An 18,449-nucleotide genomic window follows, 5' to 3' on the forward strand; every position below is an offset into this window, starting at 1 on the left:
TTGGGATAATGTCCCCCTCAACCATATTTATCTGGCACTCATACTCAATATCCTTGCCCTTGTCATAAGCGAAAACATCTAGCTCATCATCAGGATCAAAATATTCTAATTCTTTAAGTAAATCTTTAATCTTCATCTACTCAACTCCTACTCCGTTCTACTCAACTCTTACTCAACTTTTAAGTTGGTTACTCAACTCTTACAAAATCCCTATATTTCAACATTTCAGTTAAAACCTTATAAGTCTACTCAACTTTTCTTCGTTTTTCTCAATTTTTCTCGGTTTTACTCAACTCTTTCATCCTATATTTCCTTTCCAATCCCTTTTGTTAATCTCAATAAGCTGGTCCACAAGTCTTTTACACTCACTCAGGGTATACTCCTCATCCTCCACATCTGGACTATCTCCATAATGATTACAATCAAAACCTAATAAAAATCCGTCAATTCCGTCAAGTTCACCTGAAAAAGTCAATCCGCCATGCACATCAATATCATTTTCTACATCATCATAATCCGCACCATAAAAAGGATGGTCTTCAGGTATAACCGCATATCCGCAATACCAAGTATTGCTCCCACTTGTATCTGGAAAAAATGGATAAATGCTATATTCATACAATTTCTTTACAACAATTGTATATCCCCTATAATCTTCTTTTTTTACAATCATTTGTTTCATCTCCAATCCTTTCAATCTCAATCTCAACCCTAGGCCTATCCTTGTCAAATAGCACCCTAGACCCATCATGAGAAACCACAATCTTATAATTATCATCAGCAATCACCCCATAGTCCGTGAGAATATCACAAGTCGCTGCAAGCAGGTTCGTGAGATCCACACGGTGCTTAGTTTTACGATAATAAACGCATTTTAAATTTATAGGGTAATCAATAGCCTTTTTATACTTCCCAGTAATTTGTCTTCCGCAATCTTTCGCATAATCCTTGTATCTCTTGGACTGAGTCAAAAAAGGTTGCCCAGTCCTAGAGTTTTTAAAAATCTGCATATTGTTCTTTTTCGTCGCAGGGTTTCCATATAAGACTAACTTCATCAATCCTCCACCAACCTATAACCCAACTTGGTAAGACTAATAGAAAGACCATCAAGGCTTATAGTAGTCCCCCTGCTATCCTGTGTAATCTGCACATAAACATCACAATACTTAAAATTGCCATTTGTAAAATCTACATCTTTTTCATCCAAACCCTTAACAACCTTTTTAAATTTTATATATTTTCTATTTTTCAAACCATCCTCACTTTCCAAGTCTTCCTATAATTCTTCCTCTTCTCGCAAACCTTATAAGCTCCCTTGTCAAAGATAATTAAATTATCAGTAACTCCAGCAAATTTAGCCTTATACTTTCTATTCTTGTCACGTTTATCACTATCAAGCCTGGTTACTTCATACCTAGTCCCTTTTCTAAAACTTAAATGCCCCTTAGGCTCAAAATGGAATCCTGCCATCGTCCTGTATCTCCTTAAAATCGTCCTCAAAAAAGCCGTCAGATTGATTATTGTTGCCTTGATAGGTATTAGTACCCCTAGAGTCTTTTCTCTCGTTCTGAGTTGAATTAGATAGGTATTCGACACTATCAGCGACTATGTCTGTAGTGTAAATTGTCTTCCCCGTCTCCATATCTTGGTAGCTTCCCGTTTGAATTCTTCCGTCAACGGCACATTGACTGCCCTTAAATAAGTACCTAGAAGCATTCTCACCCATCTTGCCCCAGACAATAACCCTAGGGAAGTCAGCGGTAGGCCTATTATTAGCCTCCGCTTCCTCTCTCTTGTCCCTGCTCATCTTCCTGTCAAGAGCTAAGGTAAAAGTGCAAACCGCTTGATTAGATTGTGTGTATCTAAGCTCAGGATCTCTGACTAAATAACCAATTAGAATCACTTTATTCATTTGATAATTTCCTCAATTCTTTAATTTCTCTATTAGTTACAAAACTTACTGTAAAATCTTCATAATTATCTACGTCCCTAAGCATCTCAAGTACATATTTAAAGCTAGATACCTTCACTTTTCTTTCATCCCTAATCACTACTAGGGTATACAAGACATTTCTCCAACCATATTGCTCGATAGCCCTATCAAATAAAGCCCTATCATCCACACTTGAGTTGTTCTTAACCGACTGGCAGTAGCAGCGATAAGTTAATTCTTCCTCTATGCTGCTGCTCTTACTCTTCTCTTTTATCTCTTGCTCTATATCTTGCTCTTGCTCTTGCTCTGTGTTGCATTTTGTTGCATCGGTGTTGCATTGCAACGCTTGACCGTTTCTTTGCAACGATTTTTCGTTACTTTGTAACTCCTTTTGTTTTCTCCTATGCTTCCTAGAACGTCTTGTTGAAGCCGTTTCAGACCCAATCAAGGCTGGTACTTCATTTAGAAACACATCATCATTTACATATTCAATAAGATCATTAGCACTACAAAAAGCCAAAGTCATTTTTATATCGTCAATTTCTTCATCGATATCAAGGGCTAACTGGTGATAAATATCTTCGTCAGTCCCTTCAAACTCGATAACACCTTCATTATTTATGCTTAAAAGCTGGAGCTTAAGGTAGATGATGGTGTAAGTATCACCACCAGCCACCTTTCTAAGCTTCTTCATCTTTCGGCTATCAAAAAAATCATCCTTTAATTTTAGCCAATAATACCTCTTATTATCACCCAATTAGACCTCCTCAACAGGCTTAAAATCATCATCAAAGAGTCCAGACTGCTTATCTACCTCGATAATCTCGCGCGTCTCCTTGTTTACATTAGCTGGAGCTTCCTTTTCATCCTCTACTACTTCAGGCTCAATCTCATAATCGACTTGGTATACTCTTTCGCCGCTTTCAGCTTTGCTAGTCTTCTCAAAGTTAGCATTATCAAAGTTTGTAGCTTGGACTAGTGCCTGACTCTCTATAGCTTTTGGTGCATACTTCAAAACTTGGATCAGTGCAGATTTTTTCGCCATAGAATCAAAATTAGTCTGCCATGGGCTATCACTATAATTAAAAGATTTTGAAAACTTTATCCCATAATTTCTTGCATCAGCCTTTGACATATAAAAGACATCCTGACCCCCGTCCTTGGTTTGATAGATAGCATAGTAGCCTATGACATCCCCACTATCACCAGTTAGACAAGGTTTGTGAGATATCTCTCCAGTCCCATAATCAAAATCGAAGTCTTCATTTGCTCTTACTTCCCTAGCGGTTATCCTCTTAAATTGCCCAGTATTGTAGGCTAATTTAAGTAAACCTTGATAACCAATTTGAAAATTAACTGTAGTAATCCCCTTTTTCTTATTTTCATAAGGGATCAGATAAGCCTCACCTAATGGAGTGTTAAATTCTAGCCCCAATTGAGCAGAATTCATAATTGCAGCAAGCAAGCTTTCTTGTGTACAATTAGCAAGCTTAGGATTAGAATTAATAGCAGTAAGAGCAGTCCTAATAAACTTCTCAACAGGTAGGTAAGAAGGTAAAGCGTTTTGAATCTCCCCCTTCATTGCCATCAATAACCCTCTAACGGTATTGTTTTGCTTCTTTGCTGGTGCTTTGTTTTGTGTGTTCTTTAGTGCTTGTTTTGCGTTAGTCATGTAATCCTCCTAAAAAGCTTCGTCTGGTTTTTCTAATACTGATATTTTTTTCTCAAGTTTATCTGTCATTTGATAGTATTTATCCCTTTGTTCTCTAGCTAAATCTAACTGCCCTAAAATCTCATGTTGTTTATTTATAAGCTGAGCCTTTTCAACTCTCAGCCTAGTGATTTCATTTTTTAAAGTCTCTATATAATCTTTTGTTATGTCACTTAAAACATCAGCGTAATTTTTGTTTCTTTTATTCACTCATAATCTCCTTTAAATTAAATCTCCTGTACTCACTATCCTTTAAGTACTCTTTATAAAGCTCAGGCTTATCAGCTTTTAATCTCTTAGTGTCAATCCTACTAGTAACAACAGGCCTATAAGTAACCTGTAAAAATTCGCTTCTGCCATAGTCATGGTCTCCTAACTGTAGCTTGATTCTTTGTTCAAATTCCTTATTATCAGCATCAAGGGTCTTGATAAGGTCTTTTCTATCCTTGTAGGCCTCATAGTCTTGTTTATTTATTTCAAGGTCCAGCCCCTCTTCAAGACCACCCTTAAACCTATCTTTTAAAGCTTGGTCATACTCATCCGACCCATCAGGAGCTGGCATTTCTCCCTTTTCTACATAGTTAGTCCAAAAATCAATCTCCTGGGCTTCTAACATCTGAATCACTTCCTCATCCCTTTCAATCTCCCTGATAACAAAATCAGTAGAAAAGATAAGACAAGCGATGTAGCATTTTTCAGCCCCCGTAACCATCATGTAGTGGTGACATTGTAGCTCATAATTTATAGGGATTTTCCCATCATCCCACTTATCTTTGGCATAAGGGCTAGTAGTCTTACACTCAAGAATGGCATTTTCCCCTACCACTTCCCTGTCAATATCAGCAAACATGAAAGGATAATTCTTCCTGGCCATCATGAAATTATTTCTTCTTACCTTCTTACCTGTAGCCTCTGTAAATCTCTTAGCCACATAATCCTCCAGGTCTCGCCCTTGCCTAAGGATCTCATTATCAAAATCTTTTACAACCTGACCAGTCTTTTCTAGATAAAGGCTAGCCTTACTTTTCCAAGGATTAAGACCACATGCAGCCGCCGCATCCGACCCGCCTATACCCTTAGTCCTCATCTTAAGCCAATCCTCCCTGGTCAGTTCAGTTAAATTAGCAATCTTTTTCATATCAAATCCCTCAAATATAGGCTTTCTTGAAGGGCCATATCCCTCCTATACTCATCATCAAGTTCTTCTTCGTAAGCTTCATCTTCAGATGATAAATAAGTATCTAAAATCTCAATATCATCTACATAAGAATCGACTTCTTCAGCCTGGCTTAACATAGCTTTAACCGCTCTATCGACACTTCCATCATAAAGTCTGTCAAGCTCGACCTTATCTATAAAAACTTCGTACTCTTTAGTAAGTGCAAAACTAATCCTCATAATTTATCCATATACCTCCTATGTCTTTCCCTGCTCTCAATAGCTATATCTACATGCTTAAGCTTGGCCATATTGTCATCTGTCATATCCTTGCTTAATAGTATCTCTCTAACCTTTTCTAAATCTTCATCAGCTAATGTGTGAATAGCCTCGCTAAATTCTACTTGATCTTTTGCTTTCAAAACTTGTCCTTTTTTCTCAAAAATTGTATAATTTTCATGAGTATTTTTATATTTTGCCTAGTTCCAGCTAGGCAATTTTTTTATATCATCCATAAACCAATCACTAAACTTATAATTGCAAAAGGTATGCCCCAAATCTGACAGTAAGGAGTCTTGCCATACATAGCAATCATCAACCATATAAAAGCTATTAGGGTTGTAATCATTTTTTCTGTGATTCTATTTGTTACGAAGCCCTCAATTTCTTTAAGTGCTAAAGATTCCTCAAGGTCCTTAGCTCCACACTTAATAAGCTCAATTCTCTTCTTTCTACTCCTAGGGATTCTTCCTCTTTCTTGCATCTAATCCTCCTCGTTTACAAGCATGTAATTTTTCTTAAAAAATTCTTTTACATCATCTTTTAAAAAATAAACTTTCCTTGACCACCTATAAAGCGGCAGACCCTCCTCAACCATCTTATCTAAAGTGTTAACACTCATATCAAGCCAAGCAGCCATTTCTTTTTTGTTAAGAAATTCTCTCTCAGCTATAGAAACTTTCATAATTCCTCCTTATCCTAAAAACTTGTTTATAAAATATATCTGTCCTTTTCCTGTTACTTTAGTGGTTGTAGTGATCACATTAGCACCCTTACTGTCTACATATGAACCTTTTTTCATCTCAAACAACCCTTGCTCTACATATTGCTGTAAAGGTTGATTTTTTCTTTCTCCAGACTTACATAAGTAGCCGTTGTTTCTCATCCATGCAAAAAGTTTATTTTGCCCTATCTTTTCATCAATTCTGCCCTGTCTTATAGCCTCTTGACTAATCATCTTAGCAAGTTCACCCATCAAACAAGATCTAGAAGAAGCAGATACAGTATCAGCAAATAGTACCTTAGGTTTGTTTTTCTCATTTTGTGCCTCAGCTAAAGCTCTCTTGGCCTTTTCTTCCTTGAGGTTAGTAGCAAGCATAATCAAATAATCAGGATCTGTAAGAGTTCTTTCTATAACCCCGTCAGTCATATATGCCCCATGCTTTCTAATCGCTGGTAATACTTCTGAGGTAACCCAATCTGCAAATCTTTCCGCCTCTGGTTTTCTGCTCTGGAAAACTAGTTTATATAAGTTAGCTTCGCTTATCATTGTTACATCTGTTCTTCTACCTAGAGAATCGACACCGTCCATACTATGGACGCCATCTCCATTCAACCTCGCCTTAACATTTCTTGGATTCGCAATCTCTAAAATTCTGCAAACATCATTCAAACTAAAATAAGGTTCATCATCAATAATCGATGTTCTCACTTCTCCAAACTCATTATTATTAAAAATCTTTAAATCTTTCATATATATCCTTTCTTTTATTTGTTATAATTAGTGTTAGGAGGCTCATATGCTATATTTTGAAAATTCACAATCTTTAGAAAACCTTTCAAAGGTGCTAGCTCAATATACAACTGGTACTAAAATCACTAATATGTTAGAAAACCTTGGTTTAAATAATTACATCCATGGTGTGAATAGCACTAAGTGGAAAAGACTCCATGAAGCATTCTGTAATCACCACAATCAATATAATTCTGATGATAAGATAATATCTTGCATAGAATGGATTATGTCTCCACAAAACTACATCAATAAGTCGCATGAGTGGACAGACGCCAAAAATGAAATAAACAAAATATTACAATTTGATGGTCTAGTAGTTAACAATTCAGGAAAAGTAGAAAATTACTCAAAGCCAAAAGATTTTTCACAAGCCTATTCCAGATACTCATCTTTAAAAGATAAGCTAAAACCATTCAATATTCATCCAGCATTATTAAATATTTGCAGTAAAGAAATATTAAATAAAGACTATTTTGATCTTATCTTTGAAAGTGCAAAACTTATCGAAAATAAAATACAAAATATATCAGGTATTGATTTATTTGGTACAAGATTAATAAATAAATGTTTTGATACAAAAAGACCAATCATTGTTTTAAACTCTCTTCAAACAAATGAAGAAAAAAGTCAATATTTCGCCCTCAAAGCTCTTTTAAATTTTATAAACTATAACTACAGAAATCCTAGAGCACATAAAGTTAAATATTTTAATCCTTCTAGCGAAGTAGAAGCTATCGAAGCTATGATTATGATTTCAAAAGCATATTACCTACTAGAAAAATGTTCTAAATCATATTTAAATTAAAAGCTTCTTCTAAATTCACTTTCTCTACATTGCAGGTACAGATATAATCTGAGTTTTCCTCTATGGACTTCTCAATCTTGCCTGCAATATTTTCTGCTACGCTATCATTTGAAAATAAAATAGCATCTTCAATTGATTTAGACATACTTCCCTGTAAATCTAATAAATACATTTTCTTTTCGTTTTTTGTAAATCTTTGTTCATATTCTTTGATTTTTATGGTTATAATGTAATATTGCTTATTCATTTCTCTTCCTTTCTCTCATTTAGAATCTTTAAAACTTAATCTCAGAAACAATCTGATTAAGGCTTATTAATTCATTCATTAATCCTCCTAAGACACTTTAAGTTGTTTATTATTATCAAAAAGCAACTATTAGTGTTATTTTTAGTTAAAAAAATAATTCATCTATGCTTTTATCAAATAACATAGAATATTTGATCTTTATATCATCACTAGGTGTTCTTCTACCTTGCTCATACATACCAACCGCAGATACGGTCAATCCAAACATATCTGCAAGTTGTTTTCTGCTCATTCCTGCATTTATTCTTAATTTCCTCAATTTATTGCCTAATTTTCTATTGATAGCTTCAATATCTACCACCCCCTCAATATCTTATCTTGATACTATTATAACACTTTTAGTGTTAATGTCAAGAGTTTTTTAATATTTTCTCTAAAATTAACACTAAATGTTGGCTTTAACCTCTTTTATTTAACACAATTTGTGTTATAATAAAATAAAAGAACACTTAGTGTTTCAGAAAGGAGAAATCATGAGTGTAGGAAGTAGACTAAAACATTTAAGAAGCCTATCAGGCAAAACCCAAGGTGAATTATCCAAACAATTATATGTTACAGCCTCAAGCATAGGTATGTATGAAAGAGATGAACGAACACCAAGCACAGATGTTTTAAAAAAATATTCTCAACTATTCGATGTATCCTTAGATTATATCCTAGGCAACGACCGCCCAGTAGAAGGCCAAGACTACATAACAATCAATGTTTATGGAAGCATACCAGCAGGAATCCCAATAGAAGCCATCGAAGATATCTCCGACACAGAAGACCTATCATTTAAAGAATACGACAAAAACAAAACCTATCTAGGCCTTAAAGTCGATGGAGATTCTATGTACCCAAAATACTTGGACGGCGACACAGTTATTATTGAAAAAACCCCAGATTGTGAAAGCGGCACAGACGCTGCGGTTTATGTAAATGGCTACGAAGCCACCCTAAAAACAGTAATAAAAAATGAAAATGGCACAGTAACTCTACGCCCTATCAATCCCAACTACTCCCCACAAACCTACGGCCCAGGAGACGAACCCGTCAGGATCCTAGGAATAGTAAAAGAAATCAGGAGAAAAATATAGGTATTTAGCCGCAAGGCTTAATATAAATTCAAGGAGGAAAATATGAAAAAAACAATTCTATTATTAGCCCTAGCAACACTATTAACAGCTTGTGGAGAAGATACAGAACAAGCTGATACAAAAGAAGAGGTTGTTGTTGAAGAGCCTGCAGAACAATCTGAGGTAGTAGAAGAAATTAAAGATGAACCTGAAGAAGTTGCAGAAGAAAAAAATGAAAATATTAGCAATGAAGATGCCAAAACTCTCGTAACTGCATATATTAAAGGGCAATTTGAAAATATGTGCGATGTGTCAACAGAAACAATCGAAGGTACATTTGTAATCCATATGTATCCAAAAGATACTGAATTAAAAACAGAAATTGCAGGACTGATGTTAGATAAATCAAATCCACATCTTCTAGAAGGATGGAATCAAATGAGTAAGGGATTAGCAAAACTTTCTAAAGATGTAAATGAGCAAATTGGCGATAATGTATCTATAATGCTTCATAACCCAGTAAACACAGAAAATGTTTTACTTGTAACAATAAATGATGTAGTATTTTCAGACTTTACAAAAGAACAATAAGTCTATCACACCAACAAAGCCCTATGTATTAGCATAGGGCTACAAAAACACCTAATGATAGACACTTAACGACCTGTAAAAAGAAAGGAGGGACAATGAAAATCAAAAAATACCAAAAAGGTGGAAAAACTTACTATAAATTTAACGTCTACTTAGGCAAAGACCCCCTAACAGGCAAAGAAATCAGAACCAATCGCCAAGGTTTTAAATCCCCAAAACAAGCAGAAAACGCCTACCTAAAATTAAGAACCCAAATATCAAGCAAGACAAGACACCCAGAAATCAAAACCTATAAAGACGCATACGAAATATGGTACGAAGCTTGGCAAGGCACAGTTAAAGAAAGCACCATCCTAAAAATAACAGGCATATTTAAAAATCATATCCTCCCCCTAATTGGAGACATAAAACTAAAAGAATTTAACCAGCTCCAAGCCCAAACCTTTATAAACGAAGTATCCAAAAACTATAAAGACATCAAAGGGTTAAGAATATATGCAAAAACAGTTTTAAATTATGTAAAAGAACTAGGAATCATAAGTACAAATCCACTAGACAAGGTAAAGTTACCAAATAGAAATAAAAAGGAGATCAAAGTGAAAAAAAGAAATTATTACACACCAGAAGAATTAAAAAATTTCCTAGACATAGCAAAAGAAGATTGCTCCCTCCAAGATTACACCTTCTTTAGGCTATTATCCCATACAGGTATGAGACTAGGCGAAGCATTGGCCCTAAAATGGACTGATGTAAACTTCGATACAAACTATATCACAATCAATAAGTCCTTATCCAAATCCAAAACAGGAAAGGCAATAATTTCAACCACTAAAAATGGACACGAAAGAAAAATAAAACTAGATCAAGACACTATAGAATACCTAAAAGAGCTAAAAGAAATAAATAAAATTTACGTCTTTGAAAGAAATGGTAAAGTGGTATCAAGTTCATACCCACTAAAAAAACTAAATCAAATTATAGAAAAGCACGGCCTATATAAAATAAACGTCCATGGATTAAGACACACTCACGCCACAATCCTACTAAGAATGGGCAAGTCTATAAAATATATCCAAGATAGGCTAGGACACCTGGATTCAAGTATAACATTAAACACCTACTCACATACCCTACTAGATGAAAAAGAAGAAACTCCAGATGAATTTTCTTCATTTTTAGAGGCCTAACGTAACAATTATCGTAACACTAAAATACTAAAACCCATAAAATCAATGTTTATAGCTTATAAACTTTTATTCTCGTCATCTCCACCAAAGATTTTAAACCTTGAATCCTCAAGGTTTATTTTTATGAGAAAATATTATCAACATTAATTTGTGATTTTTGCAATGAAAAAACTGCTGGGGATGATCAATCATCCCCAGCAGTCTTAATTTAAGTAATAAATATCATCTGATGGCCTATTTTCAGAAAATATATTTTTATCAAGGCCTTCTAACCTATCTATATATAATTGGAATACACCTTTCATTGTGTCAGAAGTGATAAATACATTTTCCATTTTCTTATAAATATCAATAGCATCAGAATTTGTTATATCATAATTGTCTATTATATTTTTTGATATAACTGTTGACTGGTTGATATTTTCTTGACTTTCCTTAAATTGTTTAAGAAAATTATCAAAGTTTTCTTTATTATCTTTTAGAAAATTATTGTTTACAACAATGACCTCAGATAGGTAATCTCCGCTTGATTCAATATTTGAATTAGGTAAGAAAGATAAAATCTGTCTTAAATCGTAAAGATAATAATTTTTCTCTTCTATAGCCTTAGAATAATATGGTTCAGATAAAAATGCAAATGCCTTGTCCATTTGTTTTAGATTATTAAGTACTTCTTTCTGACTTGGGTAGGTTTCTACATTTACCTTTAAAAATGTCTTCGCTAGACCAAGTTTTGACTCAATCATCTTATTCATGGACTCATTCATATTTGGCATCATTATTGTAGAATTTTTAAGATCAGCAGGACCATTTACCTGCCTGTCACCAATAATATACAAATCATTTAACAAAGTAATTGCTGCAAGTTTTATTGAATGGTCTGTCTTGTTGTATAAGTTTACAAGTTCATAAGCTGGTATAACTGCTACATCAAAATCGAGTGACTCTATTGACGAATAATCTTTGACTATATCAACAGTATAGTCATTAGTATCTTTTTTTGCTAAATCATCCAAAATAATTGATGCTGCAAAGCTTGATGTTTTTACGTCAATCTTGCTTGATACAGGCTTTTTTTCAACATTTATTATTTCTTTTTGTGCTTGATCGTCTATCTTATCTTTTTTAAAACACGATGTTAATATTAGAAGAGGAATTATTAGTGTTATTATTTTTTTAAATCTATTCACTTATATTTCTCCTGTCTTCTAGAGCTCTTTCAAGGGTTAGTTGGTCAAAATATTCTAATTGCGAACCGACTGGTATTCCTTGGGCTATCTTACTTATCTTGATGTTCCTATCTTTAAGTAAGTTAGTAATAAAAAGTATTGTTGTCTCACCTTCTATGGTTGAAGAAATTGCTAGGATTATCTCTCTTATATCCTCATTATCAAGCCTTTCTAGGAGCTTGTCTATGTTTAGTTTATCAGGACCTATATCATCAGACGGCGATATAAGTCCTCCTAATACATGGTATTTCCCTCTATAGGCTCCAGATTTTTCAATTGCTATGAGGTTCCTTACATCTTCTACTATACATAAGTATTCTTCATCTCTTGTAAAATCCTTGCAGATAGAACACACATCATCTTCTGTTAAATTTCCGCAAATCTTGCAATTATGAATCCTATTTTTAACTTCTATAAGGCTGTCTGAGAAGTCTTTTACACTTTTTATATCTTCATCGACTATGCTCATGGCAAGTCTTTCCGCGCTTTTTCTACCAATTGTGGGTAATTTTTGAAATTGCTCTATTAAATTATTTAATGATTCAGGTAGTATGGCCATTACATTAAACCAGGTATATTAATGCCACCTGTTAATCTGCCCATGTTTTCTTCGTTAAATTTATCAGCTTGGTTGTTTGCATCATTTATAGCAACCATGATTAAATCTTGAAGCATATCCACATCATCAGGATCTACTACATCTGGATCAATTTTTATAGATGTAACAACTTTTTTGCCAGTTACTGTTGCTTCTACAACCCCGCCCCCTGCACTTGCAGTAAATTCTTTTTCTTCTAATTCTTGTTGGGCTTTTTCCATTTCCTCTTGCATCTTCTTAACTTGTTTCATCATGTTGTTCATGTTTGGCATTCCGCCTCTAAAATTTCTTGCCATAATAATCCTCCTATTTTATTATTAATTCATTATTAAATATGTTTTGCAATTTTTCTATTTTCTTATCTTGATTATCAGCCTGACTTATTTTATCTTCATGATTACTTACCACATCAAGCTTAAAGCTAATATCTTTTTCTAATAAATCCTTTAGTTTTTCTTCTATTTCTTCTTTTTTACTGTCAATGAAAATATAGTAAAACTCATCTTTTATATTTAATATTAGCTCATCGCCAGTATATAAATAATTTAGACCTTCTTGGTTAAATAAAGTTTTAAGCATAGTGCCTGAGCTTGCTACAATTATATCGACTAAGGCTTCTTCTTGATCACTTCTAAGCTTAAGATAGGTCTTGTCATTAGATTTTTCTTCTATATTTTCCTTAGTTTGTGGAAGATTTTCTTCCTTTTTAGGCTCTTTACTGATTTTTTCACCTTTTTGCTCTATAACGCTTACGGTTTGCTTAACATTCTTTAATTTATTGTCGATTATATTATTTACCAAATCTATTATATTTGATTCTTTATTTCTTTCTAGTTTTGCGATCCTGCTTTCTAGATTATTAGTATCTACAGTATCGATTAGCCTTAAGATAAGCACATCCAAAACTATGTCAGTATTAGATGAAAATTTAAGCTTATTAGCATATTCATTTAAGATGTCTAAACTTGTTAATATTCTTGATAGGTCAATTTTTACAAGCTTTTCTTTAAGAAGGTCGAGTCTTTCCTTATTTTCAAATAGAGACTCATCCTCTGTTGTTTTAAGAATCATCATATCCCTATAAAAGTTTATAAGGGCTTCTAAGATATCTAGGTTTGATTTACCATCTTCTCTTATAAGGGTTATGGATTTTAAACTAGATTTCTGGTCTTTTGAAATGATATCTTCTATAAGCTTATCAATCTTTTCAAAATCGACTGCACCTAAGATAAATTCTACATCTTTAAGTTTAAAAGTTTTCTTATCAAAGGATAAGACCTGATCTAAGATACTTAGGGCATCTCTCATTGCCCCCTTGGCTTTTCTTATTATTAGATCAATGGCTTCATTTTCCATTTCAACATTTTTATCTTTTAAGATTATATTTATCTGTTCTTTTATCTTTAGAGAATCAATCTTATTAAATTCAAACTTTTGAACCCTAGATAAGATTGTCTTTGGTATCTTGTCAATTTCCGTTGTTGCTAATATAAAGACCAAATGTTTTGGTGGCTCTTCCATAATTTTAAGTAGGGCATTAAAGGCCTCTCTTGTTATCATATGGGCTTCGTCAATGATGTAGACCTTATACTTAAGTTTTGATGGTGGGTAAATGACATTATCTTTTAGGTTTCTAATATCATCTATCCTTCTATTGCTAGCTGCATCCATCTCAACTACATCAAGGGTTGATTCTTCCTCTATTGCCTTACAATTTTCACACTCAAGACAAGGTGATCCATCCTTTGGGTTTAGGCAATTTATTGCCTTTGCAAAAATTTTGGCTGCAGAAGTCTTTCCACACCCTCTTTCTCCTGCAAAAAGATAAGCATGAGAAAAGTTATTATTTATCAACTGATTTTTTAATACATTTACGACCTTATCTTGGCCAAGAACTTCATCAAAGGTCTTGGGCCTATACTGTCTATATAAAGCTTTTGCCATACCTTTCCTTTCTATTTTAATATTATACCATAGATTAGGATAATTAGGATAATATTTTCTTTTTGCAAATACAAGTTTATAGGGTATAGTAAGTTATTGTAGTATGGAGAGCTGTCCGAGTGGTTGAAGGAGCACGATTGGAAATCGTGTATACAGTTTTTTTGTATCATGGGTTCAAATCCCATGCTCTCCGCCATGCACTAGACGGGGAACTAGCGGTGCCTTGTAACCTGCAATCCGCTACAGCAGGGTTTAATTCCTAGTGGAGGGCTTTTAGCAGTTTAAAAGACTTATATATGCGGTGTTGATTGATAGATCTTACGCAACAGGAGACTGTGAACCATGTCAGGAGGGGAACCTAGCAGCATTAAGCAGCCACTTCTGTGTGCCGTAAGGCAACCTATCATGAGTCGTATATATTTGACACTATATTATGTTAATTGTTCGATACTAGGTGTGCTTACATATATACTTCAGGCTTATTTTTTTCTTTAGCCTGAAGTTTTTTTATTTGTACAAAAGTGATATAATAAATTAATAAGAATCTTGATATAATTATTTAATAAGAATATAAGGAGGGAAAATTGATAGGAAAAAATTTTGAAAAACTTTTTAATAGACCTACGCCTAACTTAATGATAGATTCATCCCTTGTTGCAGTTGTTAACCAAGAAGATAGTTTGCTGCACGCTGTACTTGTCCTTTCAAACTCAGGCTATCAAATTATACCTGTTGTTGATGACAATAATTGTGTAAGGGGGCTCATATCCATTTCTATCATAGTAACCAGTTTTGATAACTTATCTCTTTTTGATGAAGATAAGCTAAGCAAACTTAAAGTAAGTCAAGTTATGAATCAGAAAGTACCAATTGTTTTCGATAATTATATGCTTGAAGATGTAATATCGCTTTTAATAGATAATAACTTTGTATGTGTGACCCACAAAAATGGATATTTCTTAGGAATCATATCAAGAAAAACTGTCCTTGAAAGATTTACCCAGGTAGCTCACAATATAGAAAGAGAATTTGAATTAATCCCAAAAAAATAATAAAATAAACTCCAAATCTCAAAAAAATGTAGAAGATTTGGAGTTTTTTAAATTATTTAATTTTAAAAATAGCAGAGTTATATGGAGCCAATCTTATATCTTCTCCACTTTTTACAAGACCATTGGTATTGCCATCTCCCATATATTTTAAATCATCAGTGTTAATCAATTCTTCTAAATCATATGGAGCGTTTATCTTATAATCAATATCTGTAAAATTTGTCACAACTAATAGCTTTTCATTCTTATAAGATCTCTCATAGGCATACAAACTATACCCTTCAATATCAAGTACCCTAATAGCTGAATCAACATGGCTTAAGGCCTTATTTTCCATATATAACTTTGTTAAATCCCTATAGAAATCATTAAATTTTACTTGATTTGAATCAAATTTTTCGTAGGTGAATTCATCATAGATTGAAAAAGTATCAAAATCAGCTAATTCATCACCCATAAAAATTGTCTTAGTTGATTTCAAACTATATAAGAAGGTCATAAGGGTCTTAAGCTGTTCAAATTTCTTATCATTTGAATACATCTTCATGGCAAGACTTGCTTCATTTACAAAGCTATCTACATATGAAAAACCATGAATAAGATGGCCATTGTCATTTCCTATCAAATCTCTAACATAGGCTTGGAAATTTGCCCTTTGTATAGGTTCTGTCTTAAATAGTTCAATCATATTTTTAAATCTGCTATCGAAAATATAATCAAATGGCAAATCTAAACCATCTGCACTCCCATTAATTCCACCAATTGAAAAAGACCTATTTGCTCTTATTAAATCATTTACTTCTTTAATGAGGTCTAACCAATTATTATTTATTCCCCTATTCCTATCCCCTTGCCAAAATATCATATTTTCAGCTGATGGGAAGAAAATTCCATCTATATTTAGGACTTTTGTATAATATTCAACTACGGATAAAAGATAAGACCTTACTAATTCTTTTGTTGGATCAAAGTTTATAGATCCAAAATAATTATATTTGATATTGTCATAGTCATAGTTATATACATTTGTACCATCAAACCTATCTAAATAAAGAAAATCTGGATCAAATTCAGCTATATCAAGTTCGACAATTAGGCCGATTTTTTCTTTGTGTAGCTTATCTACAAATTCTTTAAAGTCTTTCAAATCTCCATATCTGGAGGAAAATGCAAAATGTCCTATAGAAGAATATCCCATTTGCTTATAATTTTTATATTCACTAATTGGCATAAGTTGGACGTGGGAAAAATTATTTTCCTTGACATGTTTTACAATTTGATCATAGATTGAAGTTTTATCCTTGTTAGATCTAAACATGGATCCTAAATGAATCTGATATATGTTTTTAGCTTCACTTTTAGATTTCTTATATTTAAATTTATAATCATCATCAATTATGACTGATGTGCCTTCATCTAGGTTTATTCTTTTGGCATATGGATCTAGTTTTTTGTAGGAATTTCCATCCTTATCAACAATTTCATATTCATACTCGTCTAGATTTTTAGCCTTTTCAATTGTTACAGAAAAGACTCCTGTGCTATATTTACGCATAGGAGTCTTCTCCCAATTGTTAAAATCTCCTGCTATATAAGCCTCTTTAGCATTTGGTGCTAGAAGTCTAAAAATATAATCATTTGATTTTCTCTTATGAGCTCCAAAAAATTCATAGCCATCCGTAGATGTACCATTTAAATAATCTCTAGTATTCATTATTATTCCTTTCTTAATAATCAGTCATAAACTTCATAAGCTTTGATCATAGCCTGGGCTACTTCTATCATCATCCAATCTACCTTTTTAGACCAATCTTTGTCAGTTGCATAAAGCTTGCCAATTCCAGCGGTAGATATACCATTATAAAACTTACCTTCTTTATTTAGGTATTCGTTTTTTAAATGTTTTGCTACTGTATCAATAGATGATCTCTCATTCTCAAAGTCTGTAGCTTGATTGTATGGATCATAATCATAGGCATTGAATCCAAAAAGATTCTTCTTATGCTTGTAAAGGTCACTTGTACCATTTCCTGTTTCATGCTTGGCCATGGCCATCAGTAATATTGGATTTATTTCTACATCTTCACTTACTTCTTTAAAATCCTTGCCTAAAGAATTAAGATTTGTACCTGCAAGGCCCCACTCTAATTCTTCGGCTGTAAAATTAGTAGGATTTAAGAGATAGAAATAATTTTTTTCTGATATTTTTGCTGAGCCCTTGTCTTTAAATTCCTCAAGGTCTTTTTTTAATTTATTAAATCTTATATCTCTCATATCTTTTAGATTGTAAGTTTCTGCTGAAATTTGTCTAAGACCATCAAGCAGAGAATCTTTAGTAGGCTTTTTATCCTTATCAGCATAAGAAATTTTTGCAAAATTTATAAAGGATATGACTATTGCCATTAAAAATATAAGACTACTAAATATATTCTTTTTATATATCATAAGTCTCCTTTAATATATCATTATAATAAAATTATATCCTTAATGACCTAATTATCAAGATTAGAACTTTCTTGAGCCTGGTTTTATCGCTGGTATCTCTTTTAAACTTTCTGGAATATTATCAGGATCCCATGCATTTACCTCTATCTTTGTAGCTGATATTAGAGGGAGCCCATTTATCTCATACTTATTTGACCTATTTACGATGGATGTTAGAGCTACTACCTCTCCCCCGCACTTGTTTATTACATCTACGGTTTCAAAAGAAGACTTACCTGTAGTTATTACATCCTCTACAATTATAACCTTTTGGCCTTCCTTAATTTCAAAACCACGTCTAAGAGTCATCACGTTGTTTTCTCTTTCAGTAAAGATTGCATCTACCCCTAGTGCTCTTGCTAGTTCATAGGCTATTATTATTCCTCCCATAGCTGGACCTACACATAAGTCTACCTTAATTCCAGCTTCTTTTATTTTTCCTGCAATTATTTCAGCCACTTCTTGGCAATAAACAGGGTTTTGTATAAGTTTAGCACATTGAACATATTTATCAGAGTGCTTACCACTTGATAAAATAAAATGTCCTTCTAAAAGTGCATCAGATTTTTTTAATAATTCTACTGTTCTATCCATAAT

Annotated in this window: 28 protein-coding genes, 1 tRNA gene and 1 other RNA gene; 7 read left to right on the forward strand and 23 right to left on the reverse strand. The window is 33.2% G+C overall.

Annotated elements, in window-relative coordinates; genetic code table 11:
- Positions 1-298: 298 nt before the first annotated feature.
- The 14 genes from RRB46_RS00005 to RRB46_RS00070 all read right to left on the reverse strand — a co-directional run bounded on the left by RRB46_RS00005 (position 299) and on the right by RRB46_RS00070 (position 6,555).
- The gene (locus RRB46_RS00005; RefSeq protein ID WP_311537037.1) at positions 299-673 is read right to left on the reverse strand and encodes a hypothetical protein; all 375 of its coding nucleotides are present in this window, start codon (positions 671-673) and stop codon (positions 299-301) included.
- The gene (locus tag RRB46_RS00010; protein ID WP_311537038.1) at positions 648-1,055 is read right to left on the reverse strand and encodes a RusA family crossover junction endodeoxyribonuclease; all 408 of its coding nucleotides are present in this window, start codon (positions 1,053-1,055) and stop codon (positions 648-650) included. The genes RRB46_RS00005 and RRB46_RS00010 overlap by 26 nt, the downstream gene beginning before the upstream one ends.
- Complete coding sequence (locus tag RRB46_RS00015) at positions 1,055-1,252, reverse strand: hypothetical protein (RefSeq protein ID WP_311537039.1); 198 nt, start codon at positions 1,250-1,252, stop codon at positions 1,055-1,057. The genes RRB46_RS00010 and RRB46_RS00015 overlap by 1 nt, the downstream gene beginning before the upstream one ends.
- Entirely contained in the window at positions 1,249-1,470 is a 222-nt protein-coding gene (locus RRB46_RS00020; RefSeq protein ID WP_311537040.1) for a hypothetical protein, read from the reverse strand. Before RRB46_RS00020 ends, RRB46_RS00015 begins: the two co-directional genes overlap by 4 nt.
- The gene (locus RRB46_RS00025) at positions 1,451-1,912 is read right to left on the reverse strand and encodes a single-stranded DNA-binding protein (RefSeq protein WP_311537041.1); all 462 of its coding nucleotides are present in this window, start codon (positions 1,910-1,912) and stop codon (positions 1,451-1,453) included. The genes RRB46_RS00020 and RRB46_RS00025 overlap by 20 nt, the downstream gene beginning before the upstream one ends.
- Positions 1,905-2,690: a phage replisome organizer N-terminal domain-containing protein gene (locus RRB46_RS00030; RefSeq protein WP_311537042.1), complete on the reverse strand. Its 786-nt coding sequence runs from the start codon at positions 2,688-2,690 to the stop codon at positions 1,905-1,907. The genes RRB46_RS00025 and RRB46_RS00030 overlap by 8 nt, the downstream gene beginning before the upstream one ends.
- Positions 2,691-3,605 carry a recombinase RecT gene (locus RRB46_RS00035; protein ID WP_311537043.1) on the reverse strand — a complete coding sequence of 305 codons (915 nt, stop codon included), beginning with the start codon at positions 3,603-3,605 and terminating at the stop codon, positions 2,691-2,693.
- A 9-nt stretch (positions 3,606-3,614) separates the two neighbouring features.
- On the reverse strand, positions 3,615-3,854 hold the full coding sequence (locus RRB46_RS00040) for a hypothetical protein (RefSeq protein ID WP_265213777.1): 240 nt from the start codon (positions 3,852-3,854) through the stop codon (positions 3,615-3,617).
- Positions 3,847-4,782 (reverse strand): lambda-exonuclease family protein, encoded by a 936-nt coding sequence (locus RRB46_RS00045; protein ID WP_311537044.1) that lies wholly within the window; start codon positions 4,780-4,782, stop codon positions 3,847-3,849. Before RRB46_RS00045 ends, RRB46_RS00040 begins: the two co-directional genes overlap by 8 nt.
- A complete protein-coding gene (locus RRB46_RS00050; RefSeq protein ID WP_311537045.1) occupies positions 4,779-5,042 on the reverse strand; it encodes a hypothetical protein in 264 nt (87 codons plus the stop codon). Before RRB46_RS00050 ends, RRB46_RS00045 begins: the two co-directional genes overlap by 4 nt.
- On the reverse strand, positions 5,039-5,224 hold the full coding sequence (locus RRB46_RS00055) for a hypothetical protein (RefSeq protein WP_311537046.1): 186 nt from the start codon (positions 5,222-5,224) through the stop codon (positions 5,039-5,041). Before RRB46_RS00055 ends, RRB46_RS00050 begins: the two co-directional genes overlap by 4 nt.
- An 80-nt stretch (positions 5,225-5,304) precedes the next feature.
- The gene (locus tag RRB46_RS00060; protein ID WP_265213784.1) at positions 5,305-5,565 is read right to left on the reverse strand and encodes a hypothetical protein; all 261 of its coding nucleotides are present in this window, start codon (positions 5,563-5,565) and stop codon (positions 5,305-5,307) included.
- Entirely contained in the window at positions 5,566-5,766 is a 201-nt protein-coding gene (locus RRB46_RS00065; protein ID WP_311537047.1) for a DNA-binding protein, read from the reverse strand.
- Positions 5,767-5,775: 9 nt separating this feature from the next.
- Positions 5,776-6,555, reverse strand: coding sequence for a phage antirepressor KilAC domain-containing protein (locus RRB46_RS00070; protein WP_311537048.1), 780 nt, complete (start codon positions 6,553-6,555; stop codon positions 5,776-5,778).
- Positions 6,556-6,601: 46 nt separating this feature from the next.
- Between RRB46_RS00070 and RRB46_RS00075 the strand changes: the two genes are divergently transcribed.
- Positions 6,602-7,402 (forward strand): TIGR02391 family protein, encoded by an 801-nt coding sequence (locus tag RRB46_RS00075; RefSeq protein ID WP_311537049.1) that lies wholly within the window; start codon positions 6,602-6,604, stop codon positions 7,400-7,402.
- On the opposite strand, the gene RRB46_RS00080 is transcribed toward RRB46_RS00075, so the two are convergent.
- Positions 7,383-7,649: a hypothetical protein gene (locus RRB46_RS00080; protein WP_311537050.1), complete on the reverse strand. Its 267-nt coding sequence runs from the start codon at positions 7,647-7,649 to the stop codon at positions 7,383-7,385. The two genes, RRB46_RS00075 and RRB46_RS00080, sit on opposite strands and share 20 nt — an antisense overlap.
- A gap of 145 nt (positions 7,650-7,794) precedes the next feature.
- Complete coding sequence (locus RRB46_RS00085) at positions 7,795-8,010, reverse strand: helix-turn-helix transcriptional regulator (RefSeq protein WP_265213790.1); 216 nt, start codon at positions 8,008-8,010, stop codon at positions 7,795-7,797.
- A 172-nt stretch (positions 8,011-8,182) separates the two neighbouring features.
- On the opposite strand from RRB46_RS00085, the gene RRB46_RS00090 reads away from it, so the two are divergent.
- From RRB46_RS00090 to RRB46_RS00100, 3 genes are all read left to right on the forward strand, one after another.
- Positions 8,183-8,788 (forward strand): XRE family transcriptional regulator, encoded by a 606-nt coding sequence (locus RRB46_RS00090; RefSeq protein WP_311537051.1) that lies wholly within the window; start codon positions 8,183-8,185, stop codon positions 8,786-8,788.
- A 42-nt stretch (positions 8,789-8,830) separates the two neighbouring features.
- Positions 8,831-9,358, forward strand: a complete 528-nt coding sequence (locus tag RRB46_RS00095) for a hypothetical protein (protein WP_311537052.1) — start codon at positions 8,831-8,833, stop codon at positions 9,356-9,358.
- Positions 9,359-9,453: 95 nt separating this feature from the next.
- Entirely contained in the window at positions 9,454-10,545 is a 1,092-nt protein-coding gene (locus tag RRB46_RS00100; protein ID WP_311537053.1) for a tyrosine-type recombinase/integrase, read from the forward strand.
- Positions 10,546-10,748: 203 nt separating this feature from the next.
- Here the strand turns inward: RRB46_RS00100 and RRB46_RS00105 are convergent, their stop codons facing one another.
- From RRB46_RS00105 to dnaX, 4 genes are read right to left on the reverse strand one after another with little or no spacing between them, the layout of a single operon-like run.
- Positions 10,749-11,735 carry a hypothetical protein gene (locus RRB46_RS00105; protein WP_311537054.1) on the reverse strand — a complete coding sequence of 329 codons (987 nt, stop codon included), beginning with the start codon at positions 11,733-11,735 and terminating at the stop codon, positions 10,749-10,751.
- A complete protein-coding gene (gene recR / locus RRB46_RS00110; protein ID WP_311537055.1) occupies positions 11,728-12,333 on the reverse strand; it encodes a recombination mediator RecR in 606 nt (201 codons plus the stop codon). Before recR ends, RRB46_RS00105 begins: the two co-directional genes overlap by 8 nt.
- Complete coding sequence (locus RRB46_RS00115; protein ID WP_311537056.1) at positions 12,333-12,668, reverse strand: YbaB/EbfC family nucleoid-associated protein; 336 nt, start codon at positions 12,666-12,668, stop codon at positions 12,333-12,335. Before RRB46_RS00115 ends, recR begins: the two co-directional genes overlap by 1 nt.
- A gap of 10 nt (positions 12,669-12,678) precedes the next feature.
- Positions 12,679-14,316, reverse strand: a complete 1,638-nt coding sequence (gene dnaX, locus RRB46_RS00120; RefSeq protein ID WP_311537057.1) for a DNA polymerase III subunit gamma/tau — start codon at positions 14,314-14,316, stop codon at positions 12,679-12,681.
- A gap of 105 nt (positions 14,317-14,421) precedes the next feature.
- Here dnaX and RRB46_RS00125 point away from each other — a divergent pair.
- The 3 genes from RRB46_RS00125 (at position 14,422) to cbpB (ending at position 15,368) form a co-directional block, all read left to right on the forward strand.
- Positions 14,422-14,512 (forward strand) — tRNA-Ser (locus RRB46_RS00125).
- Positions 14,512-14,778: signal recognition particle sRNA large type (gene ffs, locus RRB46_RS00130), an RNA gene on the forward strand. The genes RRB46_RS00125 and ffs overlap by 1 nt, the downstream gene beginning before the upstream one ends.
- Positions 14,779-14,900: 122 nt before the next feature.
- Entirely contained in the window at positions 14,901-15,368 is a 468-nt protein-coding gene (gene cbpB / locus RRB46_RS00135; RefSeq protein WP_296126344.1) for a cyclic-di-AMP-binding protein CbpB, read from the forward strand.
- A gap of 52 nt (positions 15,369-15,420) precedes the next feature.
- Here the strand turns inward: cbpB and RRB46_RS00140 are convergent, their stop codons facing one another.
- The 3 genes from RRB46_RS00140 to pyrE are packed head-to-tail and all read right to left on the reverse strand — an operon-like array spanning position 15,421 to position 18,446.
- Positions 15,421-17,082, reverse strand: a complete 1,662-nt coding sequence (locus RRB46_RS00140) for a GlgB N-terminal domain-containing protein (protein ID WP_311537058.1) — start codon at positions 17,080-17,082, stop codon at positions 15,421-15,423.
- Positions 17,083-17,102: 20 nt separating this feature from the next.
- Positions 17,103-17,813, reverse strand: a complete 711-nt coding sequence (locus RRB46_RS00145; protein WP_297689558.1) for a glucosaminidase domain-containing protein — start codon at positions 17,811-17,813, stop codon at positions 17,103-17,105.
- A 60-nt stretch (positions 17,814-17,873) separates the two neighbouring features.
- Positions 17,874-18,446: an orotate phosphoribosyltransferase gene (gene pyrE / locus RRB46_RS00150; RefSeq protein ID WP_311537059.1), complete on the reverse strand. Its 573-nt coding sequence runs from the start codon at positions 18,444-18,446 to the stop codon at positions 17,874-17,876.
- Between the last annotated feature and the right edge of the window lie 3 nt (positions 18,447-18,449).

Source organism: uncultured Anaerococcus sp., from assembly GCF_963512375.1.
Taxonomy (GTDB): Bacteria; Bacillota; Clostridia; order Tissierellales; family Peptoniphilaceae; genus Anaerococcus.